Here is a 15,155-nt window from a genome sequence, read left to right on the forward strand (position 1 = left end):
GAATTCATCGACTCAAGATAAAATAAGCTTATGAACTTAGATTACTTAGATTTTGAACAACCGATTGTTGAACTTGAAGAAAAGCTTGAAGAGCTTCGTCGAGTTGGATCGGATAATGAAATTGATATCCAAAAAGAGATCGATAGGCTGCAAGAAAAAAGCCTGTCTTTAACGGAGTCGACGTTTGCAAAATTATCTGATTGGCAAATATCAAAACTCTCGCGTCATCCTAAACGCCCATACTCTTTAGATTATATTGATGGTGTTGTTGATAACTTCATCGAATTACACGGTGATCGCCATTATGCTGATGATGCGGCTATTGTTGGTGGATTGGCAAAACTAGATGGGATGCCTGTTATGGTGATTGGGCACCAGAAAGGACGAGATACAAAGGAAAAACTTAAACGTAATTTCGGTATGCCAAGACCTGAAGGCTACCGGAAAGCGCTACGTTTAATGCATATGGCAGAACGTTTTAATTTACCAATTATTACGTTTATTGATACACCCGGTGCCTACCCCGGCGTTGGTGCTGAAGAACGTGGGCAAAGTGAAGCGATTGCAAGAAATCTTTTTGAAATGTCTAAACTTAAAACACCTGTTATCAGTATTGTAATTGGCGAAGGTGGTTCTGGCGGTGCGTTAGCATTGGGCGTATGTGATAAGTTGTTTTTATTAAAATATAGTACGTACTCGGTAATATCTCCCGAAGGCTGTGCATCGATACTATGGAAAAGCTCAGAAAAGGCATCTCAAGCTGCTGAAGCGATGGCAATCACCTCAACGAAGTTATTAGCAAATGGCTTGATCGATGGTGTGATTGAAGAGCCGTTAGGGGGTGCGCATAAAGATTTAGCGTTAATGAAAAAAAGAATCAAAGAGGTTTTACTCAAAGAGGTCGCTGAGCTCAATAGTAAACCCATAGAAACTCTTTTAGCTGAGCGTTACGATCGTTTAATGAGTTATGGAAAATTCACAGAATCCTAATTCTATTTAGCTTCTTTATCACCTTAAACAACGCTAAACTTTATCAATTAAGGTGCTACATTGGATGACCTTGTTAACACTGTTAAGCAGCACCTCGATTCAATAGAGGGTGTTACAAAGGTCGTTGTTGCTTATAGTGGTGGTGTGGACTCACATGTTTTGCTGCATGCCTGTTCAATATTAAGGCAGCAGTTAAAATCACTATTTTTTTCGGCTGTGTATATTGATCATGGTTTACACGATGATTCTGTGCATTGGTCTGAGCATTGTAAAAAAATAACGGCTGAGCTTGGTTTTCCTTTTCATTCTATACAGGTGAATGCGCAGGACAAGCACGGTGATGGCCCAGAACAAGCGGCGAGAGTGGCAAGGTATGCTGCATTATCAACGTTTATAGATAAACACAGTGTTTTATTAACCGCCCAGCATGAGGATGATCAAGCTGAAACGCTAATGCTTCAATTACTTAGAGGTGCGGGTGTGGATGGTTTGGCTAGCATGCCCTCGTTTAATCAATTTAATGCAGGTTTTATTTCAAGACCCTTATTAAGGGTGAGCAAACAACACATTTTGCACTATGCAAAAAACAAAGGTTTGAAATGGGTTGAGGACTCAAGCAACTATGATGTGTCCTATGACCGCAATTTTCTACGCCAAGAAGTCATCCCTTTAATACAAAGCCGATGGCCTGCTTTTTCAAAAACCACTGCACGATCTGCTTCCCACTGTGCCGAAGCGTCTAAAGTCCTTGCTGAACTAAGTAAGGAGCTGTTGAGTGATTCGGTAGGACATGAGTTAAGTATACAGTTACTTGCAGGCAATAAAGAAGAAACACAGCGTTTAATGATTCGGGAGTGGCTTAAAACACAGGGTGTACGTCTACCGTCTAAGAAAATCTTGCAACAAATACAGTCGATGCTAAAAATTGATAGTAATAAACCAACGCTGATTGCTTGGGCAGATCATCAAGTAAGACTGTTTGATAACCGTCTTTTTTACACACCAAAAACTGAACAGTTAATATTGCATAAAGTTAAATGGTGTGGAGAAGTCTTAACCTTGCCTAATTTGCTAGGGATACTCACAAGAACGACGGCTGTTGGAGAAGGGATAGATAAGGCATTATGGGACTCATCAACTACCTCGGTTCGTTATAGGCTAGGTGGTGAACGGATTAAATTAGCAAAAAGATCTGGCAGCAAGGCATTAAAAAAACTTCTTAATGAGGAAAAGATTTTTCCGTGGGTTAGAGATTCAATACCGTTGATTTATTTGGATGATCATTTAGTAGCAGTGGCTAATTTATGGTTGGATGAAAGGTTTTTAGCTAAAGAGGGCGAGCAAGGTTATGTTGTTGAATGGGATCATCCTGACTGGCGAATTAAATAAGCGTTAAGTTTTACTTAATTATATCTTGCGAGTGCTTTCTTATTATTTGATTCGCGTATAATACTTGGCATTCAATTTTTCACTTCATAGGTTTGTATGGCTAAGTTTATTTTTATTACGGGTGGTGTTGTGTCTTCTTTAGGGAAAGGCATATGTGCATCCTCATTAGCAACTATTCTTGAAGCTCGTGGTTTGAAAATAACCATGACAAAGCTCGATCCTTATATCAATGTCGACCCTGGCACAATGAGCCCATTTCAACATGGTGAAGTGTATGTAACAGATGATGGCGCTGAAACAGACCTAGATTTAGGTCATTATGAGCGATTTAGTAACAGCATTATGTCTAAGGCTAATAACTTTACGACAGGCCAAATTTATGAAACGGTTATTAAAAAAGAAAGACGTGGCGACTACTTAGGGGGAACAGTTCAGGTTATTCCTCATATTACTGATCAAATTAAAAAGAATATTATAGACAGTGCAGAAGGCGTTGATGTCGCGCTGATTGAGATTGGTGGAACGGTTGGTGATATTGAATCATTACCCTTTTTAGAAGCTATCCGTCAAATGCGAGTCGAGCTGGGTGATGATCGCTGCCTGTTCATGCACTTAACACTGGTGCCCTATATTGCTTCCGCAAAAGAAATTAAAACAAAACCAACACAGCACTCTGTTAAAGAGTTAAGGACTATTGGGATTCAACCCGATGTGTTGATTTGTCGATCAGAACGCCCAATCCCATCCTCTGAGAGAAAAAAGATTGCACTGTTTACCAATGTTGAAGAAAAAGCGGTTATCACGGCGTTAGACGCAGACAGTATTTACCGCATCCCAATGATGTTGCATGAGCAAGGCCTGGATCAAATTGTCGCTAAAAAATTACATTTAGATACGGTTCCTGCTGATCTATCAGATTGGCAAGCTGTTGTTGATGGGTTATTTGCACCGACCGACACCGTGAAAATAGCGTTAGTGGGTAAGTATATTGATCATGCTGATGCATATAAATCTTTAACGGAATCGTTGATTCATGCTGGTATACATACAAAAACACAGGTGGAAGTGGTTAAGGTTGACTCCGAAGATATTGAAAATCAGGGTACCTCTGCATTAGATAACGTGGATGCTATTCTTGTACCTGGCGGTTTTGGTGAAAGAGGTGTTGACGGTAAAATTGCAACCATCCGTTATGCGCGTGAAAACGATGTGCCGTATTTAGGTATTTGTCTTGGAATGCAATCGGCTGTTATTGAGTATGCACGCAATAAAATAGGCCTTGAAGGGGCAAATAGTACAGAATTTATGCCCGATTCACCTTTCCCTGTTATCGGTTTAATTACCGAATGGTTAACCGAGGAAGGGCAAATTGAGACACGTGATGCAAGCTCAGACCTGGGGGGGACGATGCGTTTAGGTAGTCAAAAATGTCAATTAACTCCTGGCTCATTAGCTCATAAGGTTTATGGCAAAGATGTTATTACTGAACGACACAGGCATCGGTATGAGTTTAATAACACCTTTATAGAGCAGTTTGAATCAGCAGGGCTTAAAATTTCTGGTAAATCAATGGATGGCCGCTTAGTTGAGATTGTTGAAGTGCCAGGGCATAGATGGTTTTTGGCTTGTCAATTTCACCCAGAGTTCACCTCAAAACCAAGAACAGGACATCCATTATTTAGTAGTTTTGTTGCCGCAGCCATTGAGTATTCAGGATCAACCGACAGAGTAAAAAAATCATGAAATTATGCGGGTTTAATGTAGGTATTGATCAGCCGTTCTTTTTAATAGCAGGGACCTGTGTTGTAGAAAGTGAGCAAATGACGATTGATACAGCCGGTCAATTAAAAGAAATAACTGATGAGTTGGGTATTCCTTTTATATATAAATCATCGTTTGATAAGGCTAATCGCTCATCTATTGATGGTTTTAGAGGTCCTGGCATTGAAGAAGGCTTACGTGTTTTGCAGTTGGTAAAAGACCAATTAAATCTCCCTGTTATTACCGATGTGCATGAAGACACGCCGATGGATGAAGTGGCCTCTGTTGTTGATGTGTTACAAACGCCTGCTTTTTTATGTCGTCAAACTAATTACATTACTAAAGTGGCGGCAACAGGCTTGCCGGTTAACATTAAAAAAGGCCAGTTTTTAGCGCCTTGGGATATGAAGCACGTAGTTGATAAAGCACGTTCGACCGGTAATCAAAATATCATGGTGTGTGAAAGAGGGGCATCTTTTGGCTATAATAATTTAGTCTCTGATATGCGTTCATTAGCCGTAATGCGCGAAACAAGTGCTCCAGTGGTTTTTGATGCAACTCACTCGGTTCAACTACCCGGGGGGCAGGGAAGTTCTTCTGGCGGGCAACGTGAATTTGTGCCGACATTAGCGAGAGCCGCAATGGCAGCTGGCGTGTCCGGCGTATTTATGGAAACACACCCTGATCCGGATAAAGCGTTAAGTGATGGTCCTAATTCGGTGCCATTAGAAAAAATGAAAGCATTACTCAGCATTATGAAAACAATCGATGACGCGGTTAAACAAGCCGGGTTTATTGAAAACGAATTTTAAGATAATTTATTTGAGGAAGTTATGGCAGAAATAGTTGATATTAAAGCGCGTGAGATTCTTGATTCACGCGGTAATCCAACCTTGCAAGCGGATGTGACGTTAGCCTCTGGCATTATTGGCAGTGCAATGGTGCCCTCAGGTGCGTCAACCGGGGAACGTGAAGCGATCGAATTACGTGATGGCGATAAAAGTCGTTATGGTGGTAAAGGCGTACTGAAAGCCATCGGCCATGTAAATGGCGAGTTAAAAGATGCTTTATTGGGCATGGATGCAAGCAATCAGGCAGCGATTGATAAGGCAATGATTGAGCTTGATGGAACTGAAAACAAGGCTCGGTTAGGTGCAAATGCAACACTTGGTATTTCGTTAGCTACAGCACATGCTGCAGCAAATGAAGGTGGTTTGCCACTGTTTCGTTATTTAGGTAACAGCGAGTTTACGTTACCAGTACCGATGATGAATATCATCAATGGCGGTTCACATGCTGATAACAGTGTTGATCTGCAAGAATTTATGATTTTACCTGTCGGCGCACCTAACTTTAGTGAAGCGATGCGTTACGGCACGGAAGTTTTTCATGCCTTAAAATCGGTTTTACTAAAAAAAGGCTTAAGTACGTCGGTAGGTGATGAAGGGGGCTTTGCACCTGATTTGTCATCAAATGTTGAGGCAATTGAGGTTATTTTACAAGCCATTGAACAAGTTGGTTTGAAGATTGGTGATGATATTTCGTTGGGTCTTGATGTGGCAAGTTCTGAGTTTTGTGAAAACGGAGAATACTTCTTAGCGTCGGAAAATAAACGCTTTAACTCTACCGAAATGACCGACTTTTTAGCTGGCTGGGTTAATCAATATCCAATTATTTCTATTGAAGATGGTTTAGATGAAAACGATTGGGACGGTTGGAAATACATGACCGAGCAATTGGGTCATAAAGTTCAATTGGTTGGGGATGATTTATTTGTTACAAATCCTAAAATATTTAAACAAGGTATAGATAAAAATATCGCCAATTCGATTTTGATTAAAGTTAATCAAATTGGCACGTTAACAGAAACATTAGCGGCCATTAAAATGGCGCATGATTCAGGCTATACATCAGTCGTATCTCATCGTTCTGGTGAAACAGAAGATACCACAATCGCTGATTTAGCTGTTGCAACCTGCTCAGGCCAAATTAAAACAGGCTCTCTTTGTCGTTCTGATCGTGTTGCTAAATACAACCGTTTACTGCGGATAGAAGAAGAGTTAGGCGAGCAGGCTGTTTATGCGGGTAGAAAGGCATTTAAATACCTTCGCTAATCTGTGAAAGCGCTTTTGATCATTCTTGTTATTGTCTTCAGTTATTTGCAGTATAAACTATGGATAGCTGAAGGCAGAGTTCAAGACTCATGGTCTTTAGAGCAACGAATAAACACCCTTGAAGCAGAAAACAAAATTCTGAGCGAGCGCAATAACGCCTTACAAGCCGAAGTTTCCAATTTAAAAAGTGGTTTAGAGGTCGTCGAAGAAAAAGCTCGAAATGAATTAGGGTTTGTAGGTAAAGACGAAACGTTCTTTCAGTATATTGAAGCTGGCGATGGTAAATAAACCAGAAAAAGTTTGGTGTGTAGTGGCAGCCGCTGGCATTGGTTCAAGAATGCAATCAGCAGTTCCTAAACAATATTTACCACTTGGTTCATCAACTGTTTTAGATGCAACATTGGAACGACTACTGTTATGCGAAAAGATTGAGCATATTGTTGTTTGTATTCATCAGAATGATAATTACTGGCAACACAGCAAATTTGCACAGGATGACCGTATTAATATAACGTTTGGTGGAAGTGAACGAGCTGATTCTGTTTTAAATGGTGTATCTTTAGTCAAAGAGCATGCTGATTTAAATGATTGGGTTCTTGTTCATGATGCCGCACGACCCTGTGTTAGATGTAGTGATATAAACGTGTTAATTAACACTGCATTAAAACAGCAAGTTGGTGCTATTTTGGCGACACCAATACACGATACGGTTAAAAAAGTAGTCAATAAAAAATCCACACAAACGCTCGATAGGTCAACATTATGGAGAGCACTGACACCACAAATATTTAAACTCGACATGCTAAATAATGCCCTAATCAATGCGATCGAGTCTAATCGTGTAATCACGGATGAGGCCAGCGCTATTGAGCAGATGAATCAAGCTGTACAAATAGTAAAAGGACATGCTGATAATATCAAAATCACTTCGCCATCAGATTTAGATTTGGCTCGTTATTATTTAGAACAACAAGAGAGGCAAGTATGCGCATAGGCCACGGCTATGATGCACATCGGTTCGAAGCAGGGAAACCTCTCGTATTGGGCGGTGTGAAAATTTCTCATGACTATGGCTTATTAGCGCATTCAGATGGTGATGTGCTGTTACATGCGTTGTGTGATGCGCTGTTAGGTTCAATAGGTGAAGGTGATATTGGGCAACATTTCCCTGACAGCAGTGATGATTATGCCAATATCGACAGTCGTGTTTTGTTGCGGCATGTATATGCTTTAGTCCAACAAAAAGGTTTTAAGCTAGGAAATGCTGATTTAACAATTATTGCGCAAGCCCCGAAGTTATCTCCTTATTTAAATAAAATGGCGTTATATATAGCCAAAGATTTAAATTCAGACGCATCGCAAATAAATATAAAAGCAACCACTACAGAAGGAATGGGCTTCGCCGGAAGAAAGGAAGGTATTGAAGCGCATGCTGTGGTTATTGTCGTTTCTGCGCGTTAAATTAAGATGCTGTTTGAGAAACATGTTGATGAGCTGGCTTATGCCCACGGTGGCACAGTTGGTGCTGGCCAACTAAAGCAACAAGCAGAAGATTTTATCGTAAACGAGCGCTTAACATTTACCCCATCTGGCGAGGGAGAGCATGAATTTGTGTATGTGCAAAAAAAAGGGCTCAATACCGATGAGGTGCTAAAAAAACTTGCTGTTCATGCAGGTGTAACCCGGCGTTCAGTCTCTTATGCGGGTATGAAAGATAAACATGCGGTTACCAAACAGTGGTTTAGTGTACATTTGCCAGGCCGAGCAGCACCGGATTGGCAGTTGTTAGAAGATGATTCAATTAAAATCGAACGAAGTACTCGTCACCTTAAGAAATTAAAAAGAGGGGTTATTCAGTTTAATGAATTTGAGATCGTTATTTCACAGTTAACTGTTGATCATGCCTTGCTGCAGCAACGTATTGAACAAATAAAAATGTTTGGTGTGCCTAATTATTTTATGCAACAACGTTTTGGTTACTTATGCCAAAATCTAGATCGTGCGTATGGACTGTTTTTTAGAGGCGAGAAAATTAAGAATAAACAGTTAAAAGGCCTATTGTTATCTTCAGCCAGATCGTTTCTGTTCAACCAAGTACTGTCTGAGCGAGTGAAGGCTGAAAATTGGGATAAGGCGCTACCCGGTGATGCATTTATGCTCAGTGGAACGCGGCAGTATTTTACAGATAAAGCCAACTCAACAACGACTCATACACGTTTAATGGAACATGATATTCATCCAAGTGGTCCATTATTTGGAGTAAATGATAAAGTGGTTTCTGCTTCAGTTGAGCAGCTGGAAGACACAGTGTTTACGGCTAACAGTGTATTTTGTAAGGGTTTATTGAAGGAAAAAGTTGACTCTGCTAGACGCGCTTTAAGGGTTGTGCCGACAGATTTTAAGGCAGAGTTGATATCCACTGATAAACTTCGATTATCGTTTAAACTCCCCTCCGGCAGTTATGCAACCGCTGTTATTCGTGAGTTAATTAACACAACAAGTCATGTTAACTAGGGTTTATTAATGGATTTTGAACATATCTTAGGCTTAGGGTTATTACAAGGGTTAACAGAGTTCCTGCCGATATCAAGTTCAGCACACTTAATTTTATTGCCCACTCTTTTAGGTTGGAAAGACCAAGGTTTAGCCTTTGATGTTGCTGTGCATGTGGGAACATTAATAGCAGTAGTTAGCTATTTTCAACACGATTTGAGGCAAATTATTAAAGGTTGGTTTGCATCTGTCTTCAAAAAAAATCATACGCAAGACAGTCGTTTAGCTTGGATGATAATCATAGCGACAATTCCGGTTGGTTTGGTTGGTTTATTAGCGGGTCATTTAATTGAAATTTACCTTCGCTCGCCCATAGTTATTGCAATAGCGACGCTCTTTTTTGGCTTGCTTCTTTGGTATTCGGATACTAAGGCACAGCGACATAAAGATGAATATGCAATATCGATTAAGACAGCCATTATTATTGGGTTATATCAGGTGTTGGCACTTATTCCTGGGACATCAAGATCGGGAATTACCATGACTGGAGGCTTGCTGCTAGGATTGACGCGTGAGGCAGCTGCAAGGTTTTCTTTTTTACTATCCGTCCCATTAATCTTTTTAGCAGGAAGTTTAAAGTCAGTTGAGTTGATGAGTAGCCCAAGCCAAATTGACTGGTTCTCTATTATTATGGGTGTATTTATTTCAGCGTTAAGTGCCTTTGCCTGTATTTCAATTTTCCTAAAGGTGCTAGAAAAAGTAGGGATGCTGCCTTTTGTGATTTACCGTTTAATACTGGGTTGTTTTTTATTGTATTTATATGCAGTTTAGCGTTTTTGTCGTAACAAAACGTATAACGCCCCGGTTCCACCATCTTTAGGCTGGGCAGAGGCAAAAGCTAATACGGCAGAGTCATTTTTTAGTAGATTAACACAAAGGTTTTTTAAAACAGGCGATTGATTGAGTGATCTTGTTCCCTTGCCATGTATAAGTAATAGACAACGCTGCTGAAGCTCAAGCTGTTCTCTAATACACTCTCTAATGTAATGTTGTGCTTGTTGTTTATCTAAACCATGTAAATCAATTGTTTCATTAATTGTTATCGCGCCTCGTTTTAATTTTTTTATCGTTTTAGCTTGAACAGAGCTGTGGGCAAAGAAAATGTATTGCTCTGATGTAATGTCATTTGTGTGATCAACAATATATTCATGATCCGCTTTTAGAGGTGGAAAGTTTTTTTTTATTGGTTTTGGTTTCGACGTATCATCATAGAAATGCCGTTCTGTGTTCGAGAGTATGTTTACCTCGCCAATAAACTCACGGAATAATTGAGAATCATTATCGGAACTTAGGCGTTTTTTTTTGTCTTCAGGCATAATATGAGTTTATCAAATTTGAGCGCTAATTTTTTTATAAGTAACGGTATCTAGATAAACTTAATGCATATTTTAGTAAGTAATGATGATGGGTATTTAGCCCCTGGTTTGTCGGCATTGGCGAATAAACTATCTGAAGTAGCTCGTGTTACTGTGGTCGCGCCGGATAGAAACAGAAGCGCGGCGAGTAACTCTTTAACACTGGATATGCCGCTGCGAGTACAGCAAATGGATAATGGTTACTTTAGTGTTGATGGAACCCCCACAGATTGCGTTCATTTAGCGATTACAGGCTTGTTAAAAGAAGACCCCAGTATTGTATTCTCTGGCATTAATAACGGAGAAAATATGGGTGATGATGTTTTGTATTCCGGTACGGTTGCTGCGGCAACTGAAGGGCGCTTTTTAGGCTTACCGTCAATTGCTATTTCAATTACCTCTAGTAAGCCAAGATACTTTGAAACAGCGGCAAATATTGCTGTGCTGTTACTCAATCAATTGATGGTTAAAGAGCTTCCGGCCGATACAATTTTAAATGTTAATGTCCCTGATTTGCCATTAACAGAGATAAAGGGTCTTAAAGCGACAAGGCTTGGTCAACGACATCGTTCAGAGCCGGTAATAGAGGGGCGTGACCCAAGGAATAAAAAAATATACTGGGTAGGGCCGCCTGGCGCGCAGCAAGATGCGGGTGAAGAAACAGATTTTTATGCTGTTGAAAATGGTTATGTTTCGATTACGCCGTTAAAAATTGATTTAACCAACTACCAGCGTTTAAATACATTAAATGATTGGCTTGAAGAGCTCGTTTTATGAAAGACCTAACAGGCATTGGGATGACTTCGCAGCGCACCCGAGACAGGCTTATTGCTCATTTAAAAGAACTAGGTATTAAGGATGAGCGGGTGTTATCGGTAATGAGAAAAGTACCGCGGCACTTATTTATGGCTGAAGCCTTATCAAGTCGGGCTTATGAGAATACCTCGCTACCAATTGGGCATGGTCAAACCATTTCGCAACCGTATATGGTTGCGCGCATGACTGAACTATTGATTGAAGATGGTTTGCCTGAAAATGTCTTAGAAGTTGGAACTGGTTCGGGCTATCAATCTGCTATTTTGGCCAGTTTAATACCCAGAGTATTTTCAGTTGAAAGAATCAGGCCGTTGCAAGAACAAGCAAAGAGAGTGTTGGCTGATATAGGGGTTAGAAATATAAGTTTCAAACATTCAGATGGCGGTTGGGGGTGGAAGGCATGTGGGCCTTATCAGGCTATTTTGGCGGCCGCCGCACCTGCTGAGATTCCTATGAATTTATTAGAGCAACTAACCATTGGTGCTAGGCTGATTATTCCCGTTGGCAAAGAAGGGCAACAAGTTTTACAGCGAGTGACCAGAACAGAATCGGCTTATGAAGTTGAAACGATTGAAGAAGTTAGTTTCGTACCTTTTTTAAAAGGGCGTGCCTAGGAGGCGTTAGATTGTTTAAACGTTTATATCAGCAGGTTTTATTTTGGGCGGAGCACCCAAAAGCTAACAGGTACCTTTTTACTTTAAGCTTCGCAGAATCTTCATTTTTCCCCATTCCCCCAGATGTTATGTTGGCACCAATGTGTTTAGCAAAACCGTCGAAAAGTTTTTATTTTGCAATGATAACCACTATTGGTTCAGTTATTGGCGGAGTATTTGGTTATTTAATTGGAATGTTTTCGTTTGAGTTGGTAGAACCGATTATTGAAATGTTTCACTACCGTGAGAAATTGGAACATGTAAACGCGTGGTTTATAGATTGGGGCTTTTGGGCAATTTTAATAGCTGGCTTCTCACCGATTCCCTATAAGTTGTTTACGATTGCTGCAGGCTTGCTCGGTATGATGTTTATCCCCTTTGTCCTTGCCTCTCTAGTCGGTCGTGGGGCACGGTTCTTTTTAGTGGCTTTCCTGGTGTCGTTAGGTGGTAATAGTTTGAAAAACAAACTCAATGACTACATAGAGGTAACTGGTTGGATCGTGACAGCGATGATTGTTATGGGGTTGTTAATCTCTAGATTTTATTAACGTGTTTAGCTTAAAAGCCATTAAAGATACTGTTACTTTAATAAGTGTTTTGCTCGTAATCTGCACGCTCATATCTTGTGGTGGCTCTAGTGTTCATGCGCCAGTCTATAATAATCATTTACCTACGAAATCAACTTCATCTAAAGTACATATCGTTCGTGCTGGCGATACCTTGTATTCAATTGCTTGGCAAAATGGTAAAGATTACCGAACATTAGCTCAATGGAATAATATCTCATGGCCTTATACAATTTATAAAGGTCAGAAATTGACCTTAATTGGCAGCAATTTAAAAACAAATGATAAGAATAAATCATTAAAACCAGCCACAAAAACACTTAAAAAACAAAAGATAACGAAGAGTACTTCAAATAATTATCAAAAAAGGTTAAAGTTAAATTGGCAGTGGCCGATAAATGTTGCAAGCTTTGAGAAAGGCCTTGTTAAATCTGGTCTGGTGTTATTTGGAAAAACCGGTGAGCAGGTTAAAGCAAGTGAAAGTGGTAAGGTTGTTTATGCAGGCAGTGGTTTAAAGGGCTATGGTAACCTCATAATAGTAAAGCATAATGAAGAGTACCTAACGGCCTATGGTTATAACAAACGTGTGTTAGTCAGTGAAGGCAGCGTTGTTAAAAAAGGTGAGGTTATAGCAGAAATAGGTGTCGACAATAAAAACCGTCGGGTTCTTTTTTTCGAAATGAGGCGTCACGGTAAGGCAGTTTCGATACTAGAGTATATGCCAGTATTAAGAAAGTAAATGCAAGGAAATGCTAACTAATAAATCATCTGATAAAAAATCAGACTGAGAGAATACTATGGACGATAATAAAAAATCAAAAACAACTACTAACGACCCAACCCAGCTTTACCTAAATCAATTAAGTGAGTCCTGCTTGTTAACTGCTGAAGAAGAGGTTTTTTTTGGTCGTCTTGTGCAAAAAGGTGATCACCCAGCAAGACAGCGAATGATTGAAAGTAATTTACGGTTAGTGGTTAAAATATCACGACGTTATATGAACCGTGGTCTTCCTATGCTGGACCTAATAGAAGAAGGAAACTTAGGATTGATTCGTGCGGTTGAAAAATTTGACCCCGAAAAAGGGTTTAGATTTTCAACCTATGCAACATGGTGGATTAGACAAACAATTGAAAGAGCGATTATGAATCAAACCAGAACGATTCGTTTGCCAATTCATATCATCAAAGAGATGAATATTTATCTCAAAAAAGCCCGTGAACTCAGTCAACAACTCGATCGTGAAGCCAGTGCTGAAGAAGTGGCTGAAGTAACCGGTAAGCCTGTAGAGGTCATTGAAAAATTGTTTCGTATGCACGCTGATAATGTTTCATCACTGGATGTGTCTCTTTCCCAAGACTCTGACCAACAAGTCTTAGATACGGTTGTTGATCAAGATGCTAAAGAACCTACTGATATTTTACAGTCTGAAGAAGTCCGAGAGAACCTGACAGTTTGGCTCGAACTGTTGAACGATAAGCAAAGAGAGGTGATCTCTCGTCGTTTTGGTGTTCGTGGCTACCATGCATCTACTTTAGAGCAAGTAGCTAATGAAATGGGGGTAACTCGAGAGCGTGTTAGGCAGATACAAATGAATGCACTTAAATCATTGCGCTCGATCCTTGAAAATGAAGGAATGTCAGCATCTGTTCTACTACATTAGTGATGCAGGGCCTAGATTAGGTCCTTTGTATTACATTAATGTTGACAGTTAAAATACAGATGAGTACTGTATCGCGCTCATCTCGTCTTACATAATGGCCCTGATACAATATGCATGATTTCGCTAGAATACAACGTCTCCCACCGTATGTTTTTAATATTGTTAATGATTTAAAAGCACAAGCGCGTGCAGCAGGCGAAGATATCATCGATTTTGGTATGGGTAACCCTGATCAGCCAACTCCTCAACATATCGTTGATAAAATGACCGAAGCCGCTCAACGTGGTGATACTCATCGATATTCCGTTTCACGAGGTATCCCTCGTTTAAGAAAAGCTATTTGTGGCTGGTATAAAACAAAATATGACGTAGACCTAGATTTTGACTCAGAAGCCATTGTTACCATTGGTTCTAAAGAAGGTTTGGCGCATTTAGCAATGGCGACTCTTGGTCCCGGTGATGCCGTACTGGTTCCCAACCCAGCTTATCCAATACACCCTTATGGTTTTGTTATAGCGGGGGCTGATATTCGACATGTTCCAATTAGCCCTGAAGTAGACTTTTTTAGTGAACTTGAAAAAGCAATAAAAACGTCGTATCCAAAACCCAAAATGTTGGTATTAAACTTTCCGGGTAACCCAACAACGCAGTGTGTTGATTTAGAGTTTTTTGAGAAAGTAGTAAAAATGGCTAAAGAGCATGACATTTGGGTCGTGCATGATAATGCCTATGCAGAAATTGTATTCGACGGTTATAAGGCGCCGTCTATTCTTGAGGTTCCAGGTGCTAAAGATATTGCTGTTGAGTTTTATTCGTTGTCAAAAACGTACAATATGCCTGGTTGGCGAGTGGGCTTTATGTGTGGAAACAAAGAATTGGTGGGCGCATTAGCACGTATAAAGTCTTATTTGGATTATGGGATGTTTACACCTATTCAAGTAGCGGCAATTGCTGCACTAGAAGGTCCGCAAGATTGTGTTGATGAGATACGTACCTTATACAGAGAGAGAAGGGATGTATTGTGTGACGGGCTTAATGCAATTGGTTGGGCGGTTGAAAAACCTAAAGCAACCATGTTTGTATGGGCAAAAATCCCTGAACAATATCGCTCTCTTGGTTCTTTAGAATTCTCTAAAAAGTTGCTAAAAGATGCAAAGGTGGCGGTATCTCCGGGTATTGGTTTTGGTGATTTTGGTGATGAATATGTGCGCTTCGGGTTAATTGAAAATACTCACCGAACACGTCAAGCTGTTCGGGGTATTAAACAAATGTTTCGAAACGATAATCTGGCATAACT

Annotated in this window: 17 protein-coding genes; 16 read left to right on the forward strand and 1 reads right to left on the reverse strand. The window is 40.1% G+C overall.

Annotation, left to right across the window (positions count from 1 at the left end; genetic code table 11):
• The first annotated feature begins 30 nt into the window (after positions 1 to 30).
• From accA to Q91_RS05245, 10 genes are all read left to right on the forward strand, one after another.
• Positions 31 to 990, forward strand: coding sequence for an acetyl-CoA carboxylase carboxyl transferase subunit alpha (accA, locus tag Q91_RS05200; RefSeq protein ID WP_015005836.1), 960 nt, complete (start codon positions 31 to 33; stop codon positions 988 to 990).
• 60 nt (positions 991 to 1,050) lie between these two features.
• Positions 1,051 to 2,379 carry a tRNA lysidine(34) synthetase TilS gene (gene tilS / locus Q91_RS05205; RefSeq protein ID WP_015005837.1) on the forward strand — a complete coding sequence of 443 codons (1,329 nt, stop codon included), beginning with the start codon at positions 1,051 to 1,053 and terminating at the stop codon, positions 2,377 to 2,379.
• 96 nt (positions 2,380 to 2,475) lie between these two features.
• The gene (locus Q91_RS05210) at positions 2,476 to 4,122 is read left to right on the forward strand and encodes a CTP synthase (RefSeq protein ID WP_015005838.1); all 1,647 of its coding nucleotides are present in this window, start codon (positions 2,476 to 2,478) and stop codon (positions 4,120 to 4,122) included.
• Complete coding sequence (kdsA, locus tag Q91_RS05215) at positions 4,119 to 4,952, forward strand: 3-deoxy-8-phosphooctulonate synthase (RefSeq protein ID WP_015005839.1); 834 nt, start codon at positions 4,119 to 4,121, stop codon at positions 4,950 to 4,952. Before Q91_RS05210 ends, kdsA begins: the two co-directional genes overlap by 4 nt.
• Before the next feature lie 21 nt (positions 4,953 to 4,973).
• The gene (gene eno / locus Q91_RS05220) at positions 4,974 to 6,254 is read left to right on the forward strand and encodes a phosphopyruvate hydratase (protein WP_015005840.1); all 1,281 of its coding nucleotides are present in this window, start codon (positions 4,974 to 4,976) and stop codon (positions 6,252 to 6,254) included.
• 3 nt (positions 6,255 to 6,257) lie between these two features.
• Positions 6,258 to 6,542, forward strand: a complete 285-nt coding sequence (locus Q91_RS05225) for a septum formation initiator family protein (protein WP_016390758.1) — start codon at positions 6,258 to 6,260, stop codon at positions 6,540 to 6,542.
• Complete coding sequence (gene ispD, locus Q91_RS05230; RefSeq protein WP_015005842.1) at positions 6,532 to 7,248, forward strand: 2-C-methyl-D-erythritol 4-phosphate cytidylyltransferase; 717 nt, start codon at positions 6,532 to 6,534, stop codon at positions 7,246 to 7,248. Before Q91_RS05225 ends, ispD begins: the two co-directional genes overlap by 11 nt.
• On the forward strand, positions 7,239 to 7,715 hold the full coding sequence (gene ispF, locus Q91_RS05235; protein WP_015005843.1) for a 2-C-methyl-D-erythritol 2,4-cyclodiphosphate synthase: 477 nt from the start codon (positions 7,239 to 7,241) through the stop codon (positions 7,713 to 7,715). The genes ispD and ispF overlap by 10 nt, the downstream gene beginning before the upstream one ends.
• Positions 7,716 to 7,721: 6 nt before the next feature.
• A complete protein-coding gene (gene truD / locus Q91_RS05240) occupies positions 7,722 to 8,768 on the forward strand; it encodes a tRNA pseudouridine(13) synthase TruD (RefSeq protein WP_015005844.1) in 1,047 nt (348 codons plus the stop codon).
• A gap of 9 nt (positions 8,769 to 8,777) precedes the next feature.
• Positions 8,778 to 9,578, forward strand: coding sequence for an undecaprenyl-diphosphate phosphatase (locus Q91_RS05245; RefSeq protein ID WP_015005845.1), 801 nt, complete (start codon positions 8,778 to 8,780; stop codon positions 9,576 to 9,578).
• Here Q91_RS05245 and Q91_RS05250 read toward each other — a convergent pair.
• A complete protein-coding gene (locus Q91_RS05250) occupies positions 9,575 to 10,123 on the reverse strand; it encodes a Smr/MutS family protein (protein ID WP_015005846.1) in 549 nt (182 codons plus the stop codon). The two genes, Q91_RS05245 and Q91_RS05250, sit on opposite strands and share 4 nt — an antisense overlap.
• 63 nt (positions 10,124 to 10,186) lie before the next feature.
• Between Q91_RS05250 and surE the strand changes: the two genes are divergently transcribed.
• The 6 genes from surE to alaC all read left to right on the forward strand — a co-directional run bounded on the left by surE (position 10,187) and on the right by alaC (position 15,153).
• Entirely contained in the window at positions 10,187 to 10,939 is a 753-nt protein-coding gene (surE, locus tag Q91_RS05255) for a 5'/3'-nucleotidase SurE (protein WP_015005847.1), read from the forward strand.
• On the forward strand, positions 10,936 to 11,592 hold the full coding sequence (locus tag Q91_RS05260; RefSeq protein WP_015005848.1) for a protein-L-isoaspartate(D-aspartate) O-methyltransferase: 657 nt from the start codon (positions 10,936 to 10,938) through the stop codon (positions 11,590 to 11,592). Before surE ends, Q91_RS05260 begins: the two co-directional genes overlap by 4 nt.
• Positions 11,593 to 11,603: 11 nt before the next feature.
• Positions 11,604 to 12,179, forward strand: coding sequence for a YqaA family protein (locus Q91_RS05265; protein WP_015005849.1), 576 nt, complete (start codon positions 11,604 to 11,606; stop codon positions 12,177 to 12,179).
• 1 nt (position 12,180) lies between these two features.
• Positions 12,181 to 12,936 carry a peptidoglycan DD-metalloendopeptidase family protein gene (locus Q91_RS05270; RefSeq protein ID WP_015005850.1) on the forward strand — a complete coding sequence of 252 codons (756 nt, stop codon included), beginning with the start codon at positions 12,181 to 12,183 and terminating at the stop codon, positions 12,934 to 12,936.
• A 58-nt stretch (positions 12,937 to 12,994) separates the two neighbouring features.
• On the forward strand, positions 12,995 to 13,858 hold the full coding sequence (rpoS, locus tag Q91_RS05275; protein WP_015005851.1) for an RNA polymerase sigma factor RpoS: 864 nt from the start codon (positions 12,995 to 12,997) through the stop codon (positions 13,856 to 13,858).
• A 110-nt stretch (positions 13,859 to 13,968) separates the two neighbouring features.
• Positions 13,969 to 15,153 (forward strand): alanine transaminase, encoded by a 1,185-nt coding sequence (alaC, locus tag Q91_RS05280; RefSeq protein WP_015005852.1) that lies wholly within the window; start codon positions 13,969 to 13,971, stop codon positions 15,151 to 15,153.
• Positions 15,154 to 15,155: the final 2 nt, after the last annotated feature.

Origin of the sequence: Cycloclasticus sp. P1, assembly GCF_000299965.1 — a bacterium.
Classification (GTDB): Bacteria; Pseudomonadota; Gammaproteobacteria; order Methylococcales; family Cycloclasticaceae; genus Cycloclasticus; species Cycloclasticus pugetii.

Excerpts from the sequence above, each read along its gene's own strand:
- accA (WP_015005836.1), top strand. The coding sequence starts at position 31 with ATGAACTTAGATTACTTAGATTTTGAACAACCGATTGTTGAACTTGAA.
- Q91_RS05210 (WP_015005838.1), top strand. The coding sequence starts at position 2,476 with ATGGCTAAGTTTATTTTTATTACGGGTGGTGTTGTGTCTTCTTTAGGG.
- kdsA (WP_015005839.1), top strand. The coding sequence starts at position 4,119 with ATGAAATTATGCGGGTTTAATGTAGGTATTGATCAGCCGTTCTTTTTA.
- eno (WP_015005840.1), top strand. The coding sequence starts at position 4,974 with ATGGCAGAAATAGTTGATATTAAAGCGCGTGAGATTCTTGATTCACGC.
- ispD (WP_015005842.1), top strand. The coding sequence starts at position 6,532 with ATGGTAAATAAACCAGAAAAAGTTTGGTGTGTAGTGGCAGCCGCTGGC.
- ispF (WP_015005843.1), top strand. The coding sequence starts at position 7,239 with ATGCGCATAGGCCACGGCTATGATGCACATCGGTTCGAAGCAGGGAAA.
- truD (WP_015005844.1), top strand. The coding sequence starts at position 7,722 with ATGCTGTTTGAGAAACATGTTGATGAGCTGGCTTATGCCCACGGTGGC.
- Q91_RS05245 (WP_015005845.1), top strand. The coding sequence starts at position 8,778 with ATGGATTTTGAACATATCTTAGGCTTAGGGTTATTACAAGGGTTAACA.
- Q91_RS05250 (WP_015005846.1), bottom strand. The coding sequence starts at position 10,123 with ATGCCTGAAGACAAAAAAAAACGCCTAAGTTCCGATAATGATTCTCAA.
- surE (WP_015005847.1), top strand. The coding sequence starts at position 10,187 with ATGCATATTTTAGTAAGTAATGATGATGGGTATTTAGCCCCTGGTTTG.
- Q91_RS05260 (WP_015005848.1), top strand. The coding sequence starts at position 10,936 with ATGAAAGACCTAACAGGCATTGGGATGACTTCGCAGCGCACCCGAGAC.
- rpoS (WP_015005851.1), top strand. The coding sequence starts at position 12,995 with ATGGACGATAATAAAAAATCAAAAACAACTACTAACGACCCAACCCAG.
- alaC (WP_015005852.1), top strand. The coding sequence starts at position 13,969 with ATGCATGATTTCGCTAGAATACAACGTCTCCCACCGTATGTTTTTAAT.